Raw genomic sequence first — 14,622 nt, 5'->3', positions numbered from 1 at the left:
TCGCTCCGCCATCCAAGGTAGGGACGGTGCCTGGGAGTCGGCTCAGGAGCTGCTGGAGGACCCGTCCCGCCCGCCGGGCGCCCGCACGACCGGGTTCGACGCGGTCGTCACGGGAGGCGCGACCGAGCCGGGAGCCGACGCATCCGCCTCGAGCTGCGCCTGCGCGGCGCGCTGCTCCATCGCCTCCTCCATCGCCGACTTCTGCCGCAGCGGCGGCACGCGGAAGAACAGCGCGATGACGAGCGCGACGCCCACGACCGCGAGCGCGACCCAGAAGGGGCCGCTCGTCGCGTTCGAGAAGCCGTCGAGGAACGGTGCCGCGAGCCGGGGATCGGCGGTGTTGAGGAACGACGAGTCCTCGTTGAGCGCCGTGCCGATCTGCTCCGGCTGCCGCAGGACGTCGAGGATGCGGGCGTTGCCCGGATCGGCGAGCACGGCCGGGTCCTGCGCTGCCGCCTCGAGGTCGGAGCGCAGGTCGCGCCGCCCGAAGGCCGTCTGCAGGGTCTCGGGCAGCCGCGCGAAGAGCATCGAGAAGACGACCGCGACGCCCGCGGTGCCGCCGAGCTGCCGGAAGAAGGTCGCCGAGCTCGTCGCGACCCCCATGTCCTTCGGCTCCACGGCGTTCTGGCTCGCGATCGTGAGCGTCTGGTTGACCTGGCCGAGCCCGAGGCCCAGCAGCAGCTGGCCGAGCAGCAGCTCCCAGAGCGGGCTGTCCCACTGGAGCGTGACGAGCACGCCGTAGGCGATCGCCATCGACGCGAGGCCGAGCACCGGGAAGGCGCCGTAGCGGCCCGTGCGGGCGATGATCTGCCCGGAGGCGATCGAGGCGATCATGAGGCCGACGATCATCGGCAGCGTCGCGAAGCCAGCCTCGGTCGGGTTCATGCCGTGGACGATCTGCAGCACGAACGGGATCATCATCATCCCTGCGAACATGCCGAAGCCGCTGAAGACGCCCAGCAGCGTCGCCATCGAGAAGGCGCGGTTGCCGAACAGGTGCAGCGGGATGAGGGCCGCGGTGCCCATCCGGCGCTCGACGAGCACGAACGCGATGAGCCCGAGCACGCCGACGACGTAGCAGGCGATCGAGGCGATCGACGTCCAGCCCCACACGCGGCCCTGCTCGGCGACGAGCAGCAGCGGCACGACGCCCACGACGAGCAGCGCGGCGCCCCACCAGTCGATCCGGACGCGCTCGTGGTGGGCGGGCAGGTGCAGGTAGCGCCAGACCATCCAGAGCGCGGCGACGCCGATGGGCAGGTTGAACAGGAACACCCAGCGCCAGCCGTCGAGCGCGAGGATCTCGTCGGTGCCGGCGAACATGCCGCCGATGAGCGGCCCGAGGATGGACGAGACGCCGAAGACGGCGAGGAAGTAGCCCTGGTACTTCGCGCGCTCCCGCGGGCTCAGCACGTCGGCCATGATCGTGAGCGGCAGCGCCATGAGGCCGCCGGCGCCGAGTCCCTGGACCGCGCGGAACGCGGCGAGCTGGATCATGTCCTGCGCGAAGGAGCACAGGATCGAGCCGACGAGGAAGAGCACGATCGCCGCGAGGAACAGCGGCCGGCGGCCGAAGATGTCGCTGAGCTTGCCGTAGATGGGCGTCACGATCGTCGAGACGATGAGGAACGCCGTCACGACCCACACCTGCAGGTCGAGCCCGTGCAGGTCGTCGGCGATGGTGCGCATCGAGGTGCCGACGACCGTCTGCGACAGCGACGACAGGAACATCGCGATCATCAGGCCGACCAGCACGAGCATGATCTGGCGACGGGTCATGAAGGGGTCGCCGGGCACAGCAGTGCTCTCGGCGGCGCGCGGATCGCGCTGCGGCATCAGGGGTCCTTAGCTCTCGGGAAGATCGTTAGTCTACCGAATGATCTACGCGCACGCCAGCCCGCGGCGGGGGCGCGAGGGGGATGGCACGATGGATGCGTGCGTCGGGTCGTGGTGGTGGTGGCAGCAGCGCTCGTGCTGACGGGGTGCGGCGCGGCGGAGGAGCCCGCTCCGAGCGAGACCGCGACGCCCGTGAGCGCGACGCCGACGCCGACGCCGAGCGCGACCGCGGCGGTGCCCGAGCCGACCCCGACCGCGACGCCGACACCCGCGCCCATCGAGCCCGACGCATCCGCCTTCGACATCGACTCGGGCGCGAGCCTGCAGGTCGTCGTGAACAAGCGGCGGCCGCTGCAGCCGCCCGAGTACCGGCCGGAGCTCGTCGCCGTCTCGAGCGGGCAGGAGGGCGGCGAGCTCGTGCGGCCCGAGCTCGACGCGGCGCTCGCGGGGATGTCGCAGGCGATGCGCGCCGAGATCGGCGAGGGCACGTTCGTGTTCTCCTCCTACCGCGGCTACGAGCGGCAGGCGGAGCTCTACTCGGGCTACGTCGCGCGCTACGGTCAGGCGGAGGCCGACACCACGAGCGCCCGCCCCGGGCACAGCGAGCACCAGACGGGGCTCGCGATCGACGTCTCGGGCACCGGCGGCGCGTGCCGCCTCGCGACGTGCTTCGGCGACACCGCCGCCGGGCGCTGGCTCGCCGAGCACGCGTGGCAGCACGGCTTCGTCGTGCGCTACCCGCAGGGGCTCGAGCACATCACCGGGTACGAGTGGGAGCCGTGGCACTTGCGGTACGTCGGCATCGAGGTCTCGACCGCGATGCACGAGGAGGGCGCGGCGACCCTCGAGGAGTTCTTCGGGCTCGAGCCGGCGCCCGACTACGCGCCGTAGCATGCCGCCATGGCGAAAGCGAGCGTGAGCGGCGGGTTCCGCGGCGGTGGAGGAGGCTTCGGCGGCGGCGGTCGATCGTTCGGGGGATTCTCGAGCGGCGGCGGCTCGTTCGGCGGCTCGACGCCGAGCAGCAGCTCGTGGAACTGGGCCTCGAGCGGCAGCTCGAGCGGCTCGGGCGGGCTCGACCTGTGGAGCACGGGACGCGGCGACGACCACGCCGAGGGCGGTGCGGCGCCGTGGTGGCTCATCGCGCTCATCCTCGCCATCTCGATCGGCATCACGCTCCTCGGGGGCCGCTGAACCGCATCGCGTAGCCTGCCGCCATGGCGAAGCGCAGTGTGAGCGGTGGGCGCAGGGGCGGCGGGGGCGGCTTCGGCCGCAGCTCGTCGCGGCGGAGCTTCTCGGGCGGCGGATCCCGGCGCGGCGGGGGCGGCTCGTTCGGGCGCTCGTCGGGACGCTCGTCGTCGAGCCGCAGCTCGTGGAACTGGGCGTCGAGCGGCTCGAGCTCGAGCTCGAACCGGCGCCGTGGTGGCGGATCCTCGTCTGGCGGGTCGGCGTGGGGGCTGCTGCTCGTGATCATCGTCGTCGCGCTGCTGCTGACGTACTTCGGCGGCTGAGCGGGTGGCGAAGCGCAGTGCACGCCCTCGCCTCCGCGGCGGCGGTGGCGGATTCCGCGGCGGATCGTTCCGCTTCTCCGGCGGGGGCGGCGGCGTGCGAGGCGGGGGCGGCTCGTTCGGCGGCTCGTCGAGCGGCTCGACCTCGCACGCGCGCGGCGGCGGGCGCGGATCCCTCGGCTCGCCGCTGTCGTGGCTGCTGCTCGTCGGCACGGTCGTCGTCTGCATCGCCGTCGCGATCATCGAGCGCTGAGGCGCGATCGCCGCTGCCTCTGCCCCGTCTAGCCTGGGGGCATGAGCGAGCGAGCATCGGTGGGCGGATCCAGGGCTCTCGGCGGCGTGCTCGTGCGACGCCGGCGCGGGTTGCTCGCGGTCGCCGCGGCGGTCGCCCTCGTGCTCACGGGGTGCCAGCAGGGCGCGCTCGACCCCGCGCCCTCGACCACCGACGGCGCGGCCGAGCCCACCGCATCCGCGACCCCGACGCCCACCCCCGAGCCGATCACCGTCTCGGTGAGCGCGATGGGTGACATCCTGCCGCACGACTCGGTGACGATGGATGCGCGCACGGAGGACGGCGGGTACGACTACGGGCAGTTCTTCGACGCGGCGAAGCCGATCTGGGCCGAGAGCGACCTCGTCTACTGCAATCAGGAGGCGCCCTCGGGCGGCGTCGAGCTCGGGCTGACGTACTTCCCGGCGTTCAACGCGCCGCGGGAGTTCGCCGAGGGGATCGCCGACGCCGGCTGCAACATGATCGGCTTCGGCAACAACCACACCTTCGATCGCGGGCAGGAGGGCGTCGACCGCACGCGCGCGGTGTGGGACGAGCTCGATCCGCTGCTGTTCTCGGGCGGCTTCCGCTCGCCGGAGGAGCAGGCGGAGGTGCCGACCGCTGAGGTGAACGGCATGACGGTCGCGTTCCTCAACTTCGTCGACCTCTCGAACACCCCCACGAACGACTTCGTCGTCACGTGGCTCGACGACCCGCTCGTCGAGCAGCAGATGGCCGAGGCCGAGCAGATCGCCGACGCGACGATCATCGCCGTGCACTGGGGCGACGAGTACTCGAGCGTCGTGAACGCGCGGCAGCGCGAGCAGGCGCAGCGGCTCGCCGACCTCGGAGCCGAGGTCATCCTCGGCTCCCACCCGCACGTGCTGCAGGAGGCGGAGTGGCTCGAGCGCGCCGACGGCTCGCGCGCCTTCGTCTACTACTCGCTCGGCAACTCGGTGACGACGCAGATGGCGATCCCGCGGGTCGTGAGCGCGGTCGCGCAGTTCGAGCTCGTGGGGGAGCCCGGCGGTCCCGTCGAGGTCGTCGACCCCGCGGCCGTGCCGATCTACATGCACTTCGACCTCACGCCGCAGCAGTTCCGCTCGCAGGACTGGATCCACCGCCGCAACCTGCAGCTGCACCCGCTCGTCGACGCGGCCGAGCCGATCACGCGCTCGGCGTGGCGCGAGGAGCTGACGGTCGAGTCGGGCATCGAGCTCGTGACGGATGCGCTGGGTCCCGACGTGCGCATCGTGACGGACTCGTTCGCCCCGTGACACGCCCCGCTCGTCGAGTAGCGGCCGTTCCAACCCCCGCTCGTCGAGTAGCGGCCGCAGGCCCTCCCGCTCGTCGAGTAGCGGCCGCAGGCCCTCCCGCTCGTCGAGTAGCGGCCGCAGGCCCTCCCGCTCGTCGAGTAGCGGCCGCAGGCCGCGTATCGAGACGGATCGGCCCGTGACGCGCTGGCTCCTCCTGGCAGCGGCCATCGCCCTCGAGGTCACCGCGACCCTCTCCCTGAAGGCCGCCCTCGACGCCCCCGCCCTCTACGCCGTCGTCGCGCTCGGCTACCTCGGCGCCTTCGCCGCGCTCGGCCTCGCGCTCCGCGCGGGCATGCCGCTCGGCGTCGGTTACGGCATCTGGGGCGCGTGCGGCGTCGTCATCACGGCCGTCGCCTCGTCCCTGCTGTTCGGTGAGGCGCTCACGCCGCTCATGGGCGCGGGCATCGTCCTCATCGTGGGCGGCGTGCTGCTCGTCGAGGTCGGCTCGCAGCGCGCGCAGCGCGATGCGCAGGAGGCGGCCTCGTGATCGCCTGGCTCGCGCTCATCGGCTCGATCGTCGCCGAGGTCGGCGGCACGCTGTCGCTGCGCATGGCGACCGTCGGGGAGCGGCCCAAGCGGCGGTGGGCGCTCGTCGTCGCGGGCTGCTACCTCGTCGCCTTCACGCTGCTGTCGGTGTCGCTCGCGAACGGCATGCCGCTCGGCGTCGCCTACGGCATCTGGACCGCGGTCGGCGTCGCGCTCACCGCGGTGCTGAGCCGCGTGCTCTTCCGCGAGCCGCTCACGCGCACGATGCTCGCGGGCATCGCGCTCATCGCGATCGGCGTGCTGCTCGTCGAGCTCGGCGCCGCCCACTGACGGGCTGCGCTCAGCGCGCGAGCGCTTCGAGTTCGAGCACCGCGGCGGCGACCTCGGCCGGCGTCTCGAGCGCGGGGAAGTGCCCGCCCCGCTCGAGCACCGAGAAGGAGCGCAGGTCGCGGTATGAGCGCTCGGCGAGCGAGCGCGGGTAGTCGCGCTCGCGGCGCTGTACGCGCACCGCGGCGGGCGCGTCCACGAGCGGATGCGGCGCGCCGCCCGCGTCGCTGTACGGCCGGAACGACGTGCCGATCGACCGCGTCAGCCAGTAGAGCGTCACGGTCGTGAGCACGGTGTCGTCGGGCAGCGCCTCGTCGCCCGCCCACTCGAGCAGCTTCTCGCCGATCCACGCGAGCAGCCCGACGGGGGAGTCGAGCAGCGCCGCGGCGGTCGTGTCGGGCCGCGATCCCTGCTGGTGCGCGTAGCCGGCGGCGAGCGGCCCCTCCGCGTCGAAGCGTGCGAAGAAGGCTTCCTCCTCGGGTGTGAGCGACTCGTCGCGATCCCGCGCGCCGAACGACGAGTGCGTCGCCACCAGGCCCGCCACCGCATCCGGATGTCCGCCCGCGAGCCAGTCGCTCACACCCGCGCCGACGTCCTCGCCGTAGGTGAGGAAGCGCTCGTAGCCGAGCTCGTCGACCATGAGTGCGCGCCAGCGGCGGGCGACGGCCTCCTCCGTGAACGGCTCGGACAGCGGCTCCGACCACGCGTAGCCGGGCAGTGACGGGATGACGACGTCTAGCTCGTCCCGGAGCGCCTCGGCGAGCGGCAGCATCTCGGCGAACGAGTAGGGCCAGCCGTGGGTGAGCACGATCGGCAGGCGGCCCGTCCGGCCACCGCGCACGTGCACGAAGTGGATGCGCGTGCCCTGGACGGTCGCGACGCGGTGCTCGAGCGCGAAGAGGCGTCGCTCCGCCGCGCGCCAGTCGAAGCCGCCGCGCCAGCGGTCGAGCAGGCGCTCGAGGGTCGGCATCGGGATGCCGTGGGCACCGGGCGTCGGCGCGGGCACCGTCGACTCGTCGAGCCTGCGCTGCAGCCGCTCGAGCTCCTCGTCGGTCGCGCGGAACGTGAACGGCTCGCTCATGCGAGCCACGCTACGCGTGGCCGCCCACGCCCGCCTGGCTCGCCGCGCGCGCGAGCGCCTCCCGCGACCGGGGCCGTTCCGCCCGACAGGGGCGGGCGCGCCAGCCCCTTTCGGGCGCAGCAGCCCCCGTCGACGGACGGACTAGCCGCCGAGCGCCGAGCCGACGATCGCCTTCGCCTCCGCCTGCACCTGCCGCAGGTGCTCGGGGCCGGCGAACGACTCGGCGTAGATCTTGTAGACGTCCTCGGTGCCCGACGGCCGCGCGGCGAACCACGCCCGCTCGGTCACGACCTTGAGCCCGCCGATCGCGGCGCCGTTGCCGGGCGCCTCGGTGAGCTTCGCCACGATCGGGTCGCCCGCGAGCTCCGTCGCCGCGACCGCGTCGCCGGTGAGCTTGCCCAGCCGCGCCTTCTGCTCCCGCGTCGCCGGCGCATCCACCCGCTCGTACACGGGCGCGCCGAAGCGCGCCGTGAGCTCGCCGTAGAGCTGCGACGGCGACTTGCCCGTCACCGCGCGGATCTCCGACGCGAGCAGGCACAGCAGGATGCCGTCCTTGTCGGTCGTCCACACCGTCCCGTCGGCCTGGAGGAACGACGCGCCGGCGCTCTCCTCGCCGCCGAAGCCGACCGAGCCGTCGACGAGCCCCGGCACGAACCACTTGAAGCCGACCGGCACCTCCCAGAGCCGGCGACCGAGCGCATCCGCCACCCGGTCGATCATCGACGACGACACGAGCGTCTTGCCGATCGCCGCGTCGGCGCGCCACTGCGGCCGGTGCGCGAAGAGGTACTCGATCGCGACCGCGAGGAAGTGGTTGGGGTTCATGAGGCCGCCGTCGGGCGTGACGATCCCGTGCCGGTCGGCGTCGGCGTCGTTGCCGGTGAGGATGTCGAACTCGTCCTTGCGCGCGAGCACCGAGGCCATCGCGTTGGGGCTCGAGCAGTCCATGCGGATCTTCTCGTCCCAGTCGAGCGTCATGAACGACCAGGTCGGGTCGACGGATGGGTTGGTGACGGTCAGGTCGATGCCGTACCGCTCGGCGATCGCGCCGTAGTAGTCGACCGCCGCGCCGCCGAGCGGGTCGGCGCCGATGCGGATGCCCGACGCCTTGATCGCCTCGAAGTCGATCGCGCGGCCGAGCGCGGCGACGTACTCCTCGCGGAAGTCGTACAGCTCGACGCGCGGGTCGCTGCCGCCGGCCACCTCGACGCGCTTGACGCCCTCGAGGCCGCCCGCGATGAGCTCGTTGGCGCGCTTCGCGATCCAGCCGGTCGCGTCGGAGTCGGCCGGCCCGCCGTGCGGCGGGTTGTACTTGAAGCCGCCGTCGCGCGGCGGGTTGTGGCTCGGCGTGACGACGATGCCGTCGGCCTGATCCCCGGCGGATGCGTCCTGGTTGTACGCGAGGATCGCGCGCGAGACCGCCGGCGTCGGGGTCACCGAGCCCCGCGCATCCGCCATCACCCGCACGCCGTTGGCGACGAGCACCTCGAGCGCCGTGCGCTCGGCGGGGAGCGAAAGGCCGTGGGTGTCGCGGCCGATGAAGAGCGGACCGGTGATGCCCTGCTCGGCGCGGTACTCGCAGATCGCCTGCGTGATCGCGAGGATGTGGGTCTCGTTGAACGCGGCGTCGAACGCGCTGCCGCGGTGCCCGCTCGTGCCGAACGCGACCGCCTGGTCGGGGTCCGTCACGTCGGGCACGAGCTCGAAGTAGGCGCGCTCGAGGGCGGCGACGTCGATGAGGTCCTGGGGCTGGGCAACCGTGCCGGCTCTGCTCATGGCCCCATCAAAGCACCGGCCGCTGGGCGACGGCAGGTCGCCCGCCGGACGCCGCCCCTCCGCGGACAGGTATATGCCGAGTGGCTCGAATGTGCCGCGCTTTCGAGCACTTGCGCATATCCCTGTCGGCCCAGCCGGTGAGCGGCCGACCCCGCGGAATTCGTCCGTTGTCGATGCCCGACACCGGTGCCACACTGGCGCCCGTGGACGCACGCGATGGCGCGGACGACCGTGAGCGGGCGCTCGAGGCCGCCCACGCCGCCGCGCTCGACTGGCTCACCTCGCTCGACGACCGACCGGTGTGGCCGCGCGCGAGCCTCGGCGAGATGCTCGAGGTGTTCGGCGGGCCGCTGCCGGACGACGGGCGCGACCCGGCGGCGGTGGTCGAGCAGCTCGCGACGGGCGCCGGCCCGGGCCTCGTCGCGATCCCCGGCCCCCGCTTCTTCGGCTTCGTGATCGGCGGCACGCTCCCCGCGGCGCTCGCGGCCGACTGGCTCGTCGCGGCATGGGACCAGAACTCCGGCTCGGCGATGCTCACGCCCACGACCGTCGCGCTCGAGCGCGTCGCGGGGGAGTGGATGCTCGACCTCTTCGGGCTTCCCGAGGGCGCGAGCGTCGGCTTCGTCACCGGCGGCCAGGTCGCGAACCTCGCGTGCCTCATGGCCGCGCGCAGCGCCGTGCTCACCCGCGCGGGCTGGGACCTCGGCGAGCAGGGCCTCCGCGGCGCACCGCGCGTGCGCGTCGTCGTGGGCGCCGACCGGCACGGCTCGATCGACCGCGCGGTGCGCTTCTTGGGGCTCGGCCGCGCCGACATCGTCGTCGTGGCCGCCGACGACGAGGGCCGCATGCTGCCCGACCAGCTCGAGCCGGCGCTCGGCGAGAGCGAGGAGCCGCTCATCGTCTGCCTGCAAGCGGGCGAGGTGCACACCGGCGCCTTCGACGACTTCGCCGCGCTCATCCCGATCGCGCACGACCGCGGCGCGTGGGTGCACGTCGACGGCGCCTTCGGGCTGTGGGCGGCGACGAGCCCGCGGCTGGCGCACCTGACCGCCGGGATGCAGGCCGCCGACTCGTGGGCGACGGATGCGCACAAGACCCTCAACGTGCCGTACGACTGCGGCATGGCGATCGTGCGCGACCCGGCCGACTCGATCGCGGCGCTCCGCACGGGCGGCGACTACCTCGTCTACACCGGCCTCGACCCGTGGGACGTCACGCCCGAGCTCTCGCGCCGCGCCCGCGGCGTGCCCGCGTGGGCGGCGCTGCGCAGCCTCGGCCGCGCGGGCGTCGCCGAGCTCATCGAGCGCCTTCACGACAACGCGGTCGCGATGGCCGAGGGCCTCGCGCAGATCGGCGGCATCGAGCTGCTGCACGAGGTCGGCTACACCCAGGTGATGTTCCGGATGCCCTCCGACGAGCAGACGACGGCGCTCGGCGCCGCGATCCTCGCCGAGGGCACCGCGGTCGTCACCGGCGCCCAGTGGCGGGGCCGCGCGGCGCTCCGCTGCGCGATGTCGTCGTGGGCGACGACGCCCGCCGACATCGAGCGGACGCTCGCCGCGATCCGGTCGCTCGCCGCCGCGTGAGCGCGGCGCGCATGCGGGCCCGACCTAGGCTTGAGCCATGAACCACCCTCGCGCCGTCACGTTCCTCGGACCCCGCGGCACGTTCACCGAGGCGGCGCTCGACCAGGTGCCCGGCCTCGAGCAGACCGAGCGCGTGCCGGTCGCGAACGTCGCCGAGGCGCTCGCGGCCGTCGCGGAAGGCCGCTCCGACGCGGCCATGATCGCGATCGAGAACTCCATCGAGGGCGGCGTCACCGCAGCGCAGGACGCGCTCGCCGCCACGCCAGGGCTGCGCATCCTCTCGGAGCACGTCGTGAGCGTGAACTTCTCGCTCGTCGCGCTGCCCGGCACGCACCTCGACGACATCCGCGTCGTCGCGGCGCACCCCGTCGCATGGGCGCAGTGCTCCGGCTGGCTGCAGCGCGAGCTGCCCGGCCGCGCGCACCTGCCGGCCGCGTCGAACGTCTCGGCCGCCGCCGACCTCGGCGTGAGCGGCTCGCAGGCGGCGCTCTCGACGCCCACGATCCGGGACTGGGTCGAGGGGCTCGAGGTGCTCGCCGACCGGATCGGCGACAACCCGGATGCGGTGACGCGCTTCCTGTTCGTCGGTCGCGCGGGCGCTCCGGGGGAGCCGACCGGCGCCGACAAGACGAGCCTCGTCGTCGAGCTGCCGAGCGAGGAGCCGGGCATGCTGCTCGACATGCTCGAGCAGTTCGCGACCCGCGGCGTGAACCTCTCGCTCATCCAGTCGCGGCCGATCGGCGACCGGCTCGGCCGCTACCGCTTCGTCATCGACGCCGACGGGCACATCCGCGACGAGCGGGTGGCGGATGCTCTGCTCGGCCTCAAGCGCTTCTCCCCGTCGGTGGCGTTCCTGGGCTCGTACCCGCGGGCCGACGGGCAGCGGATCCACGTCGAGCGCCGCTACACCGACCGCTCGTTCGTCGAGGCGCGCGACTGGCTGCGCGGCCTGGTGGCGGGCGAGCCCGACGCCTGACCTCCGCCTCTCCCGCGCTTCGAGGAGCGCCCGCCCCTCCGATGGTCGAGGAGCGCCGCCCTCAACCCGCTGGTCGAGCAGCCGCCGCCCTCAACCCGCTGGTCGAGTGCGCTCGAAGGGCGCGCATCGAGACCACGCCGGTCGCCGCGGTCGACCCGGTCTCGATACGCCCGGCCTGCGGCCGGGCTGCTCGACCAACGGAGAGGAAGGGGCCGGGCTGCTCGACGAACGGATGGGGCGTCAGACCGCTGGGCCCTCGTCGCGCGCGTGCTCGGCCGGCACCCGCACGCGCAGGGCGTCCTCGCGGATGCCCGCGCGCAGCGCGATCGCCTCGCCCACGACGTCGCCGTCGACCTGCACCGCGCGCGGCTCGTCGAGCCGCGCCTGCGTCTCCTTCGCCTGCCCGTAGCCGAGCGCCGCGCCGGTGCGCTGCCGCCCGAGGTGGCCGCGGCGGCGCAGCAGCTTCGTGACGATGAGGTTGTTGCGGGCGATGTAGCCGGCGACCTGCGCCCAACCGCGCACGCCGCGCGGGCGCACGAGCGCGATGTCGAGCATGCCGTCGTCGATCGCGGCGTCGGGGAGGATGATGATGCCGTTCGTCACCGTGCCGCAGTTGCCGATGAGCATCGTGTTGACCGTCGAGCGGGTCGTGCGGCCGCCGTCGAGCCGCACCGCCACCCGCACCTTGTCGAGCGACGAGATGACGCGACCGGCCGCATCCACGTAGGCGAGCCAGCCGACCTTCTTCTTGAGTCCCTCGTCGGTCTTGTCGATCATCTCGGCGTCGAGGCCGAAGCCGACCATGACCGCGAAGGCGTGCTTCGAGCGCGTGCCGTCGGGCGCCTGGATCTCGAGCTCGCCGAGGTCGATCTCGCGCTCAGCGCCGCCGAACGCGGTCCGGAGGGCCTCGACCACGTCGGTCACGTCGATGCCGAGGTTCCGGGCCAGCAGGTTGCCCGTGCCTGCGGGCACGATCGCGAGCGGCACGTCGGTGCTCGTGATCTCGTCGGCCGCGACCCGCACCGTGCCGTCGCCGCCGGCGACGATGAGCAGGTCGATGTCCTCGGCGAGCGCCGCCCTGACGGCCGCGCGGCCGGAGTCGTCCGCATCCGTCTCGAACCAGAGCGGCTCCGACCACTCGATCGGCTCGGCGGTCTCGACCTGCCGGGCGAGGGTGTCGCGATCGACCTTCACCGGGTTGTAGACGATGCCTGCGCGCATGTCGGCACAGTACCCCGTGCATCCGGGGCGGTCGCCGAGGCCCGTCGTCGCCTCCGACGGTCCGTTCACCTGCGGCTCCTAGACTGGAGGGGTGATCGATCCCCAGCTGCTGCGCGACCAGCCCGACCTCGTGCGCGATAGCCAGGAGCGCCGCGGCGACCCCGTCTCGCACGTCGACGAGGCGCTGACCGCCGAGGCCGCCCGCCGCGCCGCCATCACCGAGTTCGAGCGGCTGCGCGCCGAGCAGAACGCGCACGGCAAGCTCGTCGGCCAGGCCGCCAAGGAGGACCGCCCAGCGCTCATCGAGCAGGGCAAGGCGCTCGCCGCGGGCGTGAAGGAGGCGCAGGCGCGGGTCACCGAGGCTGAGGCCGCCTTCGACACCGCCGTCTCGCGGCTCGGCAACCTCGTGCACCCCGACGTGCCCGCCGGCGAGGAGGCGAACTTCGTCACCCTCGCGACCCACGGCGAGGAGCGCTCGTTCGACTTCGAGCCGCGCGACCACGTCGAGCTCGGGGAGAGCCTGAAGGCATTCGACATCGCCCGCGGCGCGAAGGTCGCCGGCTCCCGCTTCTACTACCTCACCGGCATCGGCATGCGGCTCGAGCTCGCGCTCATGCTGCTCGGCCTCGACCAGGTGCTCGCCGACGGCTTCACGCCGCTCACGACGCCCACGCTCGTGCGCCCCGAGATCATGCGCGGCACGGGCTTCCTCGGCGAGCACGCCGACGAGGTCTACCACCTGCCGGCCGACGACCTCTACCTCACCGGCACCTCCGAGGTCGCGCTCGCGGGCTTCCACGCCGACGAGATCATCGACGTCGACGAGCCCAAGCGCTACGCCGGCTGGTCGACGTGCTACCGCCGCGAGGCGGGCTCCGCGGGCCGCGACACCCGCGGCATCCTGCGCGTGCACCAGTTCAACAAGCTCGAGATGTTCTCGTACGTCAGCCCCGACGAGGCCGAGGCGGAGCACGACCGGATGCGCGCCCTGCAGGAGCGCATGCTGCAGGCGTGCGAGCTGGACTACCGGGTGATCGACGTCGCCGCGGGCGACCTCGGCTCCTCCGCCGCGCGGAAGTTCGACATCGAGGCGTGGATCCCGAGCCAGCAGCAGTACCGCGAGCTCACCTCGACCTCGAACTGCACGACCTTCCAGTCGCGTCGGCTCGGCACGCGCTACCGCACCGAGAGCGGCAAGACCGCCCCGGTCGCGACGCTGAACGGCACCGCCGCCACGACCCGCTGGCTCGTCGCGATCCTCGAGACGCACCAGCAGGCCGACGGCTCGGTGCGCGTGCCCGCGGCGCTGCAGCCCTACCTCGGCGGACTCTCGGTCATCGAGCCGGTCGAGACCGCGGCGGTGGGTGCCTGATGGAGCCGCTGCTCATCGCGCTCGACATCGACGGCACCGTCGTGCACGAGGACGACTCGCTCTCGCCCCGAGTGGCGGATGCGATCCGCGCGGTCGTCGACGCCGGTCACGTCGTGGTGCTCGCCACCGGCCGCTCGCAGTCGACGACCGAGTCGACCGCCGAGCGGCTCGGCATCGAGCCGAGCCACCTCGTCTCGGCGAACGGCGCGCTCGTGCTCGAGCGCAAGGACGGCCGCTACGAGCCGCTGCACGTCGAGACCTTCGACCCCGAGGAGGCGCTCCGAACCATCTCGCAGGGGCTGCCGAGCGGCGCCTACATGGTCGAGGACGCGACCGGCCACCGTCGCTACACGAACGGCATGCACGACTGGAACCTCGACGAGGCCGAGCAGGTCGAGTTCGACGACCTCTTCCAGCAGCCCGCGATGCGCGTCGTGGTGATGAGCCCCGACCACGAGGTCGACGAGTTCCTCGAGATCGTCGAGCGGATGGGCCTCCACAAGGTCTCCTACGCGATCGGCTACTCGTCGTGGCTCGACATCGCGCCCGACGGGGTGACGAAGGCGACGGGTCTCGAGCGGGTCGCGAGCCTGCTCGAGATCCCGCGCGAGCGCATCGTCGCCGTCGGCGACGGGCGCAACGACATCGAGATGTTCGAGTGGGTGGCCGCGGGCGGCGGCCGCGCGGTCGCGATGGGGCAGGCGCCCGACGAGGTCAGGGCTGCCGCGAACGAGTCGACCTCCGACGTGCACGACGACGGCCTCGCCGAGGTGCTCGAGGGGCTGCTCGTCCGCTCGTAGTCGACGCATCCCCTCGCGCCGTACAATCACCCGAGGCCCCCGCCGCGCTCCCAGCCCGCGCGAGGCGCC

The 14,622-nt window shown here is 73.1% G+C and carries 15 protein-coding genes; 11 read left to right on the top strand and 4 right to left on the bottom strand.

Features of this window, described 5'->3' with window-relative positions; translation table 11 throughout:
* Positions 1 to 42 precede the first annotated feature (42 nt).
* Positions 43 to 1,836, bottom strand: a complete 1,794-nt coding sequence (locus JQT67_RS09865) for an MDR family MFS transporter (protein ID WP_243755872.1) — start codon at positions 1,834 to 1,836, stop codon at positions 43 to 45.
* A 99-nt stretch (positions 1,837 to 1,935) separates the two neighbouring features.
* On the opposite strand from JQT67_RS09865, the gene JQT67_RS09860 reads away from it, so the two are divergent.
* From JQT67_RS09860 to JQT67_RS09830, 7 genes are all read left to right on the top strand, one after another.
* Positions 1,936 to 2,727 carry a M15 family metallopeptidase gene (locus JQT67_RS09860; RefSeq protein ID WP_031223608.1) on the top strand — a complete coding sequence of 264 codons (792 nt, stop codon included), beginning with the start codon at positions 1,936 to 1,938 and terminating at the stop codon, positions 2,725 to 2,727.
* A 9-nt stretch (positions 2,728 to 2,736) separates the two neighbouring features.
* On the top strand, positions 2,737 to 3,027 hold the full coding sequence (locus tag JQT67_RS09855) for a hypothetical protein (RefSeq protein WP_208064509.1): 291 nt from the start codon (positions 2,737 to 2,739) through the stop codon (positions 3,025 to 3,027).
* Positions 3,028 to 3,050: 23 nt separating this feature from the next.
* Positions 3,051 to 3,344 carry a hypothetical protein gene (locus JQT67_RS09850; RefSeq protein WP_021010426.1) on the top strand — a complete coding sequence of 98 codons (294 nt, stop codon included), beginning with the start codon at positions 3,051 to 3,053 and terminating at the stop codon, positions 3,342 to 3,344.
* Between the two features lie 94 nt (positions 3,345 to 3,438).
* Positions 3,439 to 3,594 (top strand): hypothetical protein, encoded by a 156-nt coding sequence (locus tag JQT67_RS09845; protein WP_208064508.1) that lies wholly within the window; start codon positions 3,439 to 3,441, stop codon positions 3,592 to 3,594.
* A gap of 41 nt (positions 3,595 to 3,635) precedes the next feature.
* Positions 3,636 to 4,889: a CapA family protein gene (locus tag JQT67_RS09840; protein WP_208064507.1), complete on the top strand. Its 1,254-nt coding sequence runs from the start codon at positions 3,636 to 3,638 to the stop codon at positions 4,887 to 4,889.
* A 175-nt stretch (positions 4,890 to 5,064) separates the two neighbouring features.
* A complete protein-coding gene (locus tag JQT67_RS09835) occupies positions 5,065 to 5,415 on the top strand; it encodes a multidrug efflux SMR transporter (protein WP_208064506.1) in 351 nt (116 codons plus the stop codon).
* Positions 5,415 to 5,744, top strand: a complete 330-nt coding sequence (locus JQT67_RS09830; RefSeq protein ID WP_208064536.1) for a multidrug efflux SMR transporter — start codon at positions 5,415 to 5,417, stop codon at positions 5,742 to 5,744. The genes JQT67_RS09835 and JQT67_RS09830 overlap by 1 nt, the downstream gene beginning before the upstream one ends.
* 10 nt (positions 5,745 to 5,754) lie before the next feature.
* Here JQT67_RS09830 and JQT67_RS09825 read toward each other — a convergent pair whose 3' ends face one another.
* A complete protein-coding gene (locus JQT67_RS09825; RefSeq protein WP_208064505.1) occupies positions 5,755 to 6,822 on the bottom strand; it encodes an epoxide hydrolase family protein in 1,068 nt (355 codons plus the stop codon).
* Positions 6,823 to 6,963: 141 nt separating this feature from the next.
* Complete coding sequence (gene pgm / locus JQT67_RS09820; protein ID WP_208064504.1) at positions 6,964 to 8,598, bottom strand: phosphoglucomutase (alpha-D-glucose-1,6-bisphosphate-dependent); 1,635 nt, start codon at positions 8,596 to 8,598, stop codon at positions 6,964 to 6,966.
* 203 nt (positions 8,599 to 8,801) lie between these two features.
* On the opposite strand from pgm, the gene JQT67_RS09815 reads away from it, so the two are divergent.
* Both JQT67_RS09815 and pheA read left to right on the top strand, forming a co-directional pair.
* Positions 8,802 to 10,184 carry an aminotransferase class V-fold PLP-dependent enzyme gene (locus tag JQT67_RS09815; protein ID WP_307864293.1) on the top strand — a complete coding sequence of 461 codons (1,383 nt, stop codon included), beginning with the start codon at positions 8,802 to 8,804 and terminating at the stop codon, positions 10,182 to 10,184.
* A 37-nt stretch (positions 10,185 to 10,221) separates the two neighbouring features.
* Positions 10,222 to 11,160 carry a prephenate dehydratase gene (pheA, locus tag JQT67_RS09810; protein ID WP_208064502.1) on the top strand — a complete coding sequence of 313 codons (939 nt, stop codon included), beginning with the start codon at positions 10,222 to 10,224 and terminating at the stop codon, positions 11,158 to 11,160.
* 240 nt (positions 11,161 to 11,400) lie between these two features.
* Here the strand turns inward: pheA and JQT67_RS09805 are convergent, their stop codons facing one another.
* On the bottom strand, positions 11,401 to 12,381 hold the full coding sequence (locus JQT67_RS09805) for a diacylglycerol kinase family protein (RefSeq protein WP_208064501.1): 981 nt from the start codon (positions 12,379 to 12,381) through the stop codon (positions 11,401 to 11,403).
* Positions 12,382 to 12,472: 91 nt separating this feature from the next.
* Here JQT67_RS09805 and serS point away from each other — a divergent pair, with 91 nt between their 5' ends.
* Both serS and JQT67_RS09795 read left to right on the top strand, forming a co-directional pair.
* On the top strand, positions 12,473 to 13,753 hold the full coding sequence (gene serS / locus JQT67_RS09800) for a serine--tRNA ligase (RefSeq protein WP_208064500.1): 1,281 nt from the start codon (positions 12,473 to 12,475) through the stop codon (positions 13,751 to 13,753).
* Positions 13,753 to 14,553 (top strand): HAD family hydrolase, encoded by an 801-nt coding sequence (locus JQT67_RS09795; RefSeq protein WP_208064499.1) that lies wholly within the window; start codon positions 13,753 to 13,755, stop codon positions 14,551 to 14,553. Before serS ends, JQT67_RS09795 begins: the two co-directional genes overlap by 1 nt.
* The last annotated feature ends 69 nt before the right edge of the window (positions 14,554 to 14,622 follow it).

This window comes from Agrococcus sp. TF02-05, from assembly GCF_017565345.1.
GTDB lineage: Bacteria > Actinomycetota > Actinomycetes > Actinomycetales > Microbacteriaceae > Agrococcus > Agrococcus pavilionensis.
The sequence above is the reverse complement of the archived record's forward strand: the minus strand, read 5'-3'. Positions and strand labels throughout refer to the sequence as shown.

Excerpts from the sequence above, each read along its gene's own strand:
- JQT67_RS09865 (WP_243755872.1), bottom strand. The coding sequence starts at position 1,836 with ATGCCGCAGCGCGATCCGCGCGCCGCCGAGAGCACTGCTGTGCCCGGC.
- JQT67_RS09855 (WP_208064509.1), top strand. The coding sequence starts at position 2,737 with ATGGCGAAAGCGAGCGTGAGCGGCGGGTTCCGCGGCGGTGGAGGAGGC.
- JQT67_RS09850 (WP_021010426.1), top strand. The coding sequence starts at position 3,051 with ATGGCGAAGCGCAGTGTGAGCGGTGGGCGCAGGGGCGGCGGGGGCGGC.
- JQT67_RS09840 (WP_208064507.1), top strand. The coding sequence starts at position 3,636 with ATGAGCGAGCGAGCATCGGTGGGCGGATCCAGGGCTCTCGGCGGCGTG.
- JQT67_RS09825 (WP_208064505.1), bottom strand. The coding sequence starts at position 6,822 with ATGAGCGAGCCGTTCACGTTCCGCGCGACCGACGAGGAGCTCGAGCGG.
- pgm (WP_208064504.1), bottom strand. The coding sequence starts at position 8,598 with ATGAGCAGAGCCGGCACGGTTGCCCAGCCCCAGGACCTCATCGACGTC.
- pheA (WP_208064502.1), top strand. The coding sequence starts at position 10,222 with ATGAACCACCCTCGCGCCGTCACGTTCCTCGGACCCCGCGGCACGTTC.
- JQT67_RS09805 (WP_208064501.1), bottom strand. The coding sequence starts at position 12,381 with ATGCGCGCAGGCATCGTCTACAACCCGGTGAAGGTCGATCGCGACACC.
- JQT67_RS09795 (WP_208064499.1), top strand. The coding sequence starts at position 13,753 with ATGGAGCCGCTGCTCATCGCGCTCGACATCGACGGCACCGTCGTGCAC.